This window comes from Clostridium sp. (assembly GCF_021443865.1).
Classification (GTDB): Bacteria; Bacillota; Clostridia; order Clostridiales; family Clostridiaceae; genus Clostridium.
The window spans coordinates 1-7,973 of record NZ_JABUTB010000094.1 but is presented as its reverse complement, the minus strand read 5'-3'; the positions used below and the strand labels follow the sequence as shown (position 1 = coordinate 7,973).

The following is a 7,973-nucleotide window of genomic DNA, read 5'->3' as shown; positions in this document are numbered from 1 at the left end:
TTTAATCTACATTTTTGATTATTTATTAAATATTCTGTTTCTCCAGACCTAAATATTCTTCTAGTTACAGTTACTTCTGAGTAATCAGTGTCTAAAGAATTATCAGAATTATCTAGTGTTAGTGAAACTTGTGCTAATCCTACTGGTTTTCTAAATTGTGTTCCTGCGAAAATTACATCTTCCATTTTTCCGCCTCTTAAAGTCTTAACACTTTGCTCACCAAGAACCCATCTTACGGAATCAGAAATATTGCTCTTCCCACTACCGTTTGGACCAACTACTGCTGTAACACCTTTTTTAAAGTTTAAATTGGTTTTATCTGCAAAAGATTTAAAACCTCTTATTTCTAGGGATTTTAAAAACATAGATACACTCCTTAACTAATCAATGATACTAGTAAACTAACTGAAAGCATAATAGCTAGAACTATAGTTATTACTTGCATGAGCTTTTGTCTTGTTTTCTTTTTCATAATCAACACTCCTGTCCTATTTTAGTTTATAGTAAAGATAATAAAATATCAATATAAGGTAGGCAAAATATTGCCTACCTTATACTTATCTCGCTAGTTCTCTTTATAACTATAATATTAAGATTACCTCTTTTTAATTTATCTTTAGTATTAACTAATATTTTACCATTATGATTATTTTTTAAATTATTGAAGTAAACTTTTTTATTCGCATATAGTTTACTAAGATCTTTAGAATTTATTTCAATAATTATATCTTCATCTTCATTAATTTCCTCTTTAATTTTATCACATATTAAGCTTCCTTCTACTAATTCTCTAAAGGCTGGATGAAATGGTCCATCTACCAAATCTCCTCCCCAAGTTATATTTTCTGTAGGTTGTAAGCCTATTCTAATTATATTAATTTTTGCCTGTGTATAAAGCTTATATAATTCTTTAGAAATATCTACTGCTTCCTCTAATGAATAAGGAGTATATTCCCCTCTTTTATACATTAATTCCATAGGAGTATCCTTTATTACTAAAGCAGGATAAATTCTACATATATCTGGCTCCATAGCTATAGATTTTATAGCAGTCTCAATATCTTTTTCAAATGTATCACCTGGAAGACCTGGCATAATTTGATGTCCTAAAGTAAATTTATATTCTTTTATTAACTTAGAAGCCTTTTCAACATCCTTTGCTGTATGACCTCTCCCAGATAATTTTAAAATTTCATCATCTAAAGATTGCACTCCAAGTTCTATGATATCTACATTATATTCTTTCAAATAACTTAATATATAACCATTTATGGCATCAGGTCTAGTGGACATTCTAATTTTATCTATTAGACCTTTGTCCTTATATGCTTTTGCAACCTTTAGTAATTCCTTTTGTTTATTTACATTAATAGCAGTAAAGGTTCCACCAAAAAATGATACTTCTACAGTTGAATTATTATGATCAATAGTTTTTAAATAATCTTCTATAGTATTTTTAACATCCTGTCCTGTAACTTCATTTTCTACTTCCTTTGCTATTTTATCTTGATTACAAAAGACACATTGATGTGGACACCCTATATGAGATATAAATATAGGAATAATATAATGTCTCTTATTCATTTTATCCCTCCAAAGACTTTAATGCTTCCTTAGCTGCATTTTGTTCCGATTCTTTTTTACTATATCCTTCTCCTGTTCCTAGTTCTTTATCTTCAACTATAACAGAAGTATAGAATTTTCTTCTATGAGGAGGTCCCTCATATTTTAAAAGTTCATATACTATACTAACTTCTCCTGATTTTTGCATCTCTTCTTGAAGTTTAGTTTTATAATCTAAAATAATATCATTATTTATAGCTTTTTCAATTATTTCTCTAAAATGACCTAATATATAATCTTTAACAAATTCTAATCCTTTATCTAAATAAATTGCAGCAAGTAAAGCTTCAACTGAGTCAGCTATTATAGAAACTCTTTCTCTTCCTCCAGTTAACTCTTCGCCTTTACTCATTCTAATAAAATAACCTAAATTTAATTTCTTTCCTATTTCATAAAGTGAGTTTTCACAAACAATTAAACTTCTTATTTTAGTTAACTCACCTTCACTTTTATTTTTATAATTTAAAAACAAATATTCAGTAATACATAATTGAAGTATTGAATCTCCTAAGAATTCAAATCTTTCATTATATTCCTCATCTTTATGTTGATTTGCGTATGAACTATGAGTTAATGCAGTTTTTAGAACTCTTGGTTCATTAAAATTAACTCCTATATATTCTTCAACTTCACTAATATTAAACTTTGCCATCTTTACAACTCCTCAAAGTTTATTCTTCAATTTGCTTATTATATAAACTTTATAAAACAAATTCAAGAATAAACTAATTTAATTATAATTTTAAATATAAAATCCCGCACTTTTGCGGGATTAAATTACTCTTCTACGTGATTTTTTAAATACTTAACAACATCTCCAACAGTTTTGAAGCCTTCTGCTTCTTCATCTGGAATTTCAGTATCTAATTCATCTTCTAAAGCCATCATAAGTTCAACTAAATCTAATGAATCTGCATTTAAATCATCAAGGAAAGAAGAGTCCATTGTAATTTCATCTTCATTAATACTTAACTTTTCTGCTATAATTTCTCTAACTTTTTCGAACATCTAAATCACCTCCTACATACATCATTTAGATAATATTATATATTATTTATCTAGTCAATATACATATTGGTATTTATTATATATTATTTTGTATCTCTTCTTTAATTTTTTCAAGAACACCGTTATCATAAAAAGTTTTTGTTTGCCTTATAGCATTTTTAAATGCCTTTCCATCTGAACTTCCATGAGCTTTAATACAAATACCATCTACACCTAAAAACGGAGCTCCACCTACTTCTTTATAATCAAATTTAACCTTTAATGTTTTAAAAACAGGTTTCAATAATACAGCTCCTATTTTACTTATTAGTCCACTCGCTAAAATTTCTTCTTTTATCATTCCAAGTAATGTAGAGGCAACCCCTTCGTACATTTTTAATAGCGTATTCCCAACAAAGCCATCACAAACTAAAACCTTTGTATTTCCTTTTGATGTCTCTCTTGGTTCTACATTACCAACAAAATTCAAATCCTTTTCTTCTTTTAGAAGTTTATGAGCAGCCTTTGTTAATTCGTTTCCCTTTTCCTCTTCTGCTCCAATATTAACAAGACCAATTGAAGGATTCTCATCTCCTAAAACTCCTTGATAATATATTTTTCCCATCTTTGCAAATTGAACTAAATAATTTGGTTTACAGTCAACGTTTGCACCAGCATCAACAATCATAAAACTTCCGTTTTTCCCTGGCATTATAGGAGCAAGGGCTGGTCTTTCAATACCTTTAATTCTACCTACTACTAGTGTACAACCTGCTAAAAATGCACCTGTGCTACCACCTGATATTACAGCATCACACTCTTTATCCTTAACAAGTTTTAAAGCTTTATATAAACTTGAATCTTTTTTCTTCTTTAAAGCCATTACAGGATGTTCATTAGGTGAAATTATTTCTCTAGCATCTACTACTTTAACTAAAGATTTATCATAAGTATAATTCTTTAATTCATCTTCTATTTGTTCTTTTGGTCCTGTTATGTAGTACTCTATTCCTTGGTATTCATTAATAGATTTAATAACTCCTTCAACTACAGCCTTAGGTGCATTATCTCCACCCATTCCATCTATAGCTATTTTCATAAATCTTCACCCCTTTTCCTTATATATAAAGAAAAGAAAGTCATTAGACTTTCTTTATTCTTCTACAGAAGCAACTACTTCTTTACCTTTATAGAATCCACAGTTCTTGCAAACTCTGTGAGCTAACTTCATTTCATGACATTGTGGACATTCAACTATTCCAGGTAAGCTCGCCTTAAAAGTTTGAGCTCTTCTTGAATTTCTCTTTGCTCTATACGTTTTTCTCGCAGGATTTCCCATTACTACACCTCCTTATTTCCAAATAGCTCTTGTAACTTCGCCAGTCTTAAGTCTACATCATTTGTTTCACAATGACAAGAACCTTCATTAAGATTTTTACCACATTGGTGACAAAGTCCCTTACAGCTATCTGTGCAAAGTCTCTTAATAGGTAAGGTTGAAATAATAATATTTTCAACTGTTTTAGCAATATCAAAAGTATCGCTATCTACAAAAATAATTTCTTCATCATCTTGAAGTTCCTTATTATTTGTAAACCTTTCTTCTATATCAATATCTATTGGATAGATAAAGGCCTCTAGGCACCTTGAACAATGCAGTTTCAATTTCGTTTTTATCGAAGCTCTTAGAGTTAAAACATCTCCAACAGAGTTAACATCTCCAACTACATTTAAATCTTCTACAGCTTCTATTTTTTCTCCATCAAAATAAAGTGGAGCTAATTCATATGTTATATTAACTTCTTTTTTTCTATTTTTTGATGAAATAAGATCTGAAAATTGTATAATCATATGTACTTGCTCTAGACCCTGTCCTCATATCCTTCTGGATACATTATGTACGTTATGTACATAGCTTGAGCCAAGCTTTATTTCACTCCTTAGATAAATATTTGCCGAATAAACACAATTTATTATATAAAGTGCATGATTAAAAGTCAAGTGATTTTACATAAATAACTCAACTAATAATTATGCACTTAGTAAATTAATTATTTAATTAATTCAACTGTATCTCTTGCTATAACTAATTCTTCGTTAGTTGGAATTACAAATGCTTTAACTTTGCATCCTTCTTTAGAAATTTCTCTAACTTTCCCTCTAACGTTATTCTTTTCTTTATCTACTTCAACGCCAAGGAATTCTAGTCCTGTAAGTATAGATTCTCTTGTTTCTGGTCCATTTTCACCTACACCAGCTGTGAATACTATTGCATCTACACCACCCATAACAGCAGCATATGATCCAATTGTAGCTCTAACCTTATATTCAAATATAGCAAGAGCTAATTTTGCTCTATGAACATTTTCTTTAAATGCAGCATCTTCTATATCTCTAAAGTCTGAACTAATTCCTGATATCCCAAGAACACCTGACTTTTTGTTTAATAAGTCATTTACTTCATCAACAGATAAACCTTCTTCTTTCATTAAGAAAGTAACTATTGCAGGATCTATATTACCAGATCTTGTTCCCATAGCTACACCTTCAAGTGGTGTGAATCCCATTGATGTATCAATAGAAACTCCATTTTTAATTGCAGCTAAGCTTGCACCATTACCTAAGTGACAAGTTATTATTTTTAAATCCTTTATGTCTTTACCCATAACTTCTGCAACTTTTTGAGAAACATATTTATGAGAAGTACCATGGAATCCATACTTTCTTATTCCATGTTTTTTGTATAAATCATATGGAAGTGCATAAAGATATGCTTCTTCTGGCATTGTTCCATGGAAGGCAGTATCGAAAACAGCTACCATTGGAGTGTTAGGCATTAGCTCTTCACAAGCTTCTATCCCTATCATATTTGCTGGATTATGTAAAGGTGCTAATTTAAAGCAATCTTTAATATAATCTTTTACTTCATTATTTATAAGAACTGAAGATTTGTATTTTTCACCGCCATGAACAACTCTATGTCCAACAGCTGTGATTTCATCCATTGATGATATAACTCCATTGTCTTTATCTACTAATGCGTCTAAAACTAATTTTATACCAACTTTATGATCTGACATTGGTTGCTTAACTATATATTTTTCTCTACCTTCTACTTTTTGAGTTAATACTGAACCCTCAATTCCTATTCTTTCTACAAGTCCTTGTGCTAAAGACTCCTCCGTTGTCATATCAATTAATTGATACTTAAGCGATGAACTACCGCAATTGATAACTAAAACTTTCATTTGTATTATACTCCTTCCTAATGGATATTATTTTTGAGCTTGTGCTTGAACTGCTGTTAACGCAACAACATTAACTATATCTTCTGAGCTACATCCTCTTGATAAATCATTTATTGGTTTTGCAAAACCTTGACACATAGGTCCAATTGCTTCTGCATTTGCAAATCTTTGAACTAATTTATATCCTATATTTCCGCTTTGTAAATCTGGGAAAATTAATACATTTGCTTTTCCAGCTACATTGCTATTTGGTGCCTTTTGAGCTGCTACTTTATCTACTATAGCTGCATCTAATTGTAATTCTCCATCTATTTGTAAATCTGGTCTTAATTCTTTAGCAAGTTCTGTTGCTCTTCTAACTTTATCTACCATTTCGTGATCTGCACTTCCCATAGTTGAGAAAGATAGCATAGCTACTCTTGGCTCCATTTTACAAAGATTTTTTGCAGTATCAGCTGTAGCTATAGCTATAGCTGCTAATTGTTCATATGTTGGGTTAGGATTAACTGCACAGTCTGAGAATAATAACATACCCTCTTCACCATATTTTGATCCTGGAACCATCATTATGAAGAAACTTGATACTACTGAAACCCCTGGAGCAGTCTTTATAACTTGAAGACCTGGTCTTAGTAAATCTCCTGTAGTATGTACTGCACCTGAAACCATTCCATCTGCATCATTTAGTTTAACCATCATTGTCCCAAAATATAATGGATCTCTAACAATTTTTTCTGCTTTTTCTAAAGTCATACCTTTGTTTTTTCTTAATTCATAAAACTCGTTTACATATGCCTCTAGTCTATCTGATTTATTTGGGTCTATTATTTCTACACCGTCTAAATTAACAGTTAATTCTTTTGCTTTATCTTCAATTTTTTCTTTATCGCCTACTAAAATTACATAAGCTAAACCTAACTCTTGTATTTTTTGAGCTGCAACTATAGTTCTTTCCTCATCACCTTCTGGAAGAACTATTTTTCTTTTATCAGCTTTTGCTGATTCCCATAATTTTTTCATCAGTTCCATAATAACTTCTCCTTTCAAAAAAAGTACGAACTTCTTTCCATAATCTAATATACTCCTAAATAACTATATTTTTCAACCTTAAATAATCAAAAGTTTTAATTCTTTTTATTCAAAATTTTCTCAATATTCCAAAATCACCCTTAACTTCATTAAATTTTTAACAATGTAATATAAATGCTATATTAATAAAACTTATATGATATAATAATTTTATCTTTCCCATTAAGGAGTGTATTTATGAATATAACAGGAATAATTACTGAATATAACCCTTTTCACAACGGGCACCTATATCATCTTAATACAGCAAAGAAAGCAACAAACTGTGATGCTGTAGTTTGTATTATGAGTGGAAACTTCGTACAAAGAGGCGAACCAGCAATAATAGATAAGTGGAAAAGAGCTGAAATGGCTTTATTAAACGGAGTTGATTTAATTATTGAACTTCCTGCTTTCTATGCAGTTTCTTCAGCTGAATTCTTTGCTAAAGGTGCTGTAAATATTCTAGATCGTCTTGGAGTTGTTGATAATATTTTTTTTGGAAGCGAATGTGGCGATATAGATTTATTATATAAGATAGCTAGAATATTGACCAATGAGCCTAAAGAACTTAAACTAAAAATTAAAGAAAACTTAAAATCGGGCATTACATATGCTAAGGCTAGAGAAAAAGCTTTAATTAATATTTTAAATGAAGATTCTCTAAATGAAGTTCTTCTTAACTCCAATAATATCCTTGGAATTGAATATATTAAAGCTATACTTAAAAGTAATAGCAATATAACTCCTTTAACAATGAAAAGAGAAGGATCTAAATATAATGACAAGGAACTTAATACTATATTTTCTTCTGCTACAAGTATTAGAGAAAATATAAAAAATGGATTTAACCTTAATTCATTAGAAAATTATATACCATCGCCTTCTTTAGATATGCTTAAATCCTTGGCAAATAATAATTATCCTTTTGTTTTTGAAGAAAATATGTATAAATATATTAAATATAGATTGCTAACAAATTGCATAAATTTTAACAATCTTTTTGAAGTAAAAGAAGGAATTGATAATAAATTTATTAAAGAAATT

General features: G+C 29.7%; 10 protein-coding genes. 1 reads left to right on the top strand and 9 read right to left on the bottom strand.

Going from position 1 to position 7,973, the window contains the following annotated elements:
* The 9 genes from HUJ77_RS13345 to pta form a co-directional block, all read right to left on the bottom strand.
* Positions 1-365, bottom strand: a 365-nt coding sequence (locus HUJ77_RS13345; RefSeq protein ID WP_291709407.1) for an AAA family ATPase, incomplete at its 3' end; no start/stop codon positions are given.
* A 181-nt stretch (positions 366-546) separates the two neighbouring features.
* Entirely contained in the window at positions 547-1,584 is a 1,038-nt protein-coding gene (locus HUJ77_RS13340) for a radical SAM protein (protein WP_291709405.1), read from the bottom strand.
* 1 nt (position 1,585) lies between these two features.
* Positions 1,586-2,275 (bottom strand): ribonuclease III, encoded by a 690-nt coding sequence (gene rnc / locus HUJ77_RS13335; RefSeq protein ID WP_291709403.1) that lies wholly within the window; start codon positions 2,273-2,275, stop codon positions 1,586-1,588.
* A gap of 125 nt (positions 2,276-2,400) precedes the next feature.
* Positions 2,401-2,631: an acyl carrier protein gene (gene acpP / locus HUJ77_RS13330; RefSeq protein WP_291709402.1), complete on the bottom strand. Its 231-nt coding sequence runs from the start codon at positions 2,629-2,631 to the stop codon at positions 2,401-2,403.
* A gap of 76 nt (positions 2,632-2,707) precedes the next feature.
* Positions 2,708-3,709: a phosphate acyltransferase PlsX gene (gene plsX / locus HUJ77_RS13325; RefSeq protein ID WP_291709400.1), complete on the bottom strand. Its 1,002-nt coding sequence runs from the start codon at positions 3,707-3,709 to the stop codon at positions 2,708-2,710.
* Positions 3,710-3,763: 54 nt separating this feature from the next.
* Positions 3,764-3,949, bottom strand: coding sequence for a 50S ribosomal protein L32 (gene rpmF, locus HUJ77_RS13320; protein ID WP_008678357.1), 186 nt, complete (start codon positions 3,947-3,949; stop codon positions 3,764-3,766).
* Positions 3,950-3,951: 2 nt separating this feature from the next.
* Positions 3,952-4,461, bottom strand: a complete 510-nt coding sequence (locus HUJ77_RS13315; protein ID WP_291709398.1) for a DUF177 domain-containing protein — start codon at positions 4,459-4,461, stop codon at positions 3,952-3,954.
* Positions 4,462-4,661: 200 nt separating this feature from the next.
* Positions 4,662-5,858 carry an acetate kinase gene (locus tag HUJ77_RS13310; RefSeq protein WP_291709397.1) on the bottom strand — a complete coding sequence of 399 codons (1,197 nt, stop codon included), beginning with the start codon at positions 5,856-5,858 and terminating at the stop codon, positions 4,662-4,664.
* Between the two features lie 27 nt (positions 5,859-5,885).
* On the bottom strand, positions 5,886-6,887 hold the full coding sequence (gene pta / locus HUJ77_RS13305; RefSeq protein ID WP_291709395.1) for a phosphate acetyltransferase: 1,002 nt from the start codon (positions 6,885-6,887) through the stop codon (positions 5,886-5,888).
* A 237-nt stretch (positions 6,888-7,124) separates the two neighbouring features.
* Between pta and HUJ77_RS13300 the strand changes: the two genes are divergently transcribed.
* The coding region (locus tag HUJ77_RS13300; protein WP_291709392.1) for a nucleotidyltransferase at positions 7,125-7,973 on the top strand (849 nt) is incomplete at its 3' end.

Coding starts and splice junctions, on each gene's coding strand:
- pta (WP_291709395.1), bottom strand. CDS start 6,887: ATGGAACTGATGAAAAAATTATGGGAATCAGCAAAAGCTGATAAAAGA.
- HUJ77_RS13310 (WP_291709397.1), bottom strand. CDS start 5,858: ATGAAAGTTTTAGTTATCAATTGCGGTAGTTCATCGCTTAAGTATCAA.
- plsX (WP_291709400.1), bottom strand. CDS start 3,709: ATGAAAATAGCTATAGATGGAATGGGTGGAGATAATGCACCTAAGGCT.
- HUJ77_RS13340 (WP_291709405.1), bottom strand. CDS start 1,584: ATGAATAAGAGACATTATATTATTCCTATATTTATATCTCATATAGGG.
- HUJ77_RS13315 (WP_291709398.1), bottom strand. CDS start 4,461: ATGATTATACAATTTTCAGATCTTATTTCATCAAAAAATAGAAAAAAA.
- acpP (WP_291709402.1), bottom strand. CDS start 2,631: ATGTTCGAAAAAGTTAGAGAAATTATAGCAGAAAAGTTAAGTATTAAT.
- rpmF (WP_008678357.1), bottom strand. CDS start 3,949: ATGGGAAATCCTGCGAGAAAAACGTATAGAGCAAAGAGAAATTCAAGA.
- rnc (WP_291709403.1), bottom strand. CDS start 2,275: ATGGCAAAGTTTAATATTAGTGAAGTTGAAGAATATATAGGAGTTAAT.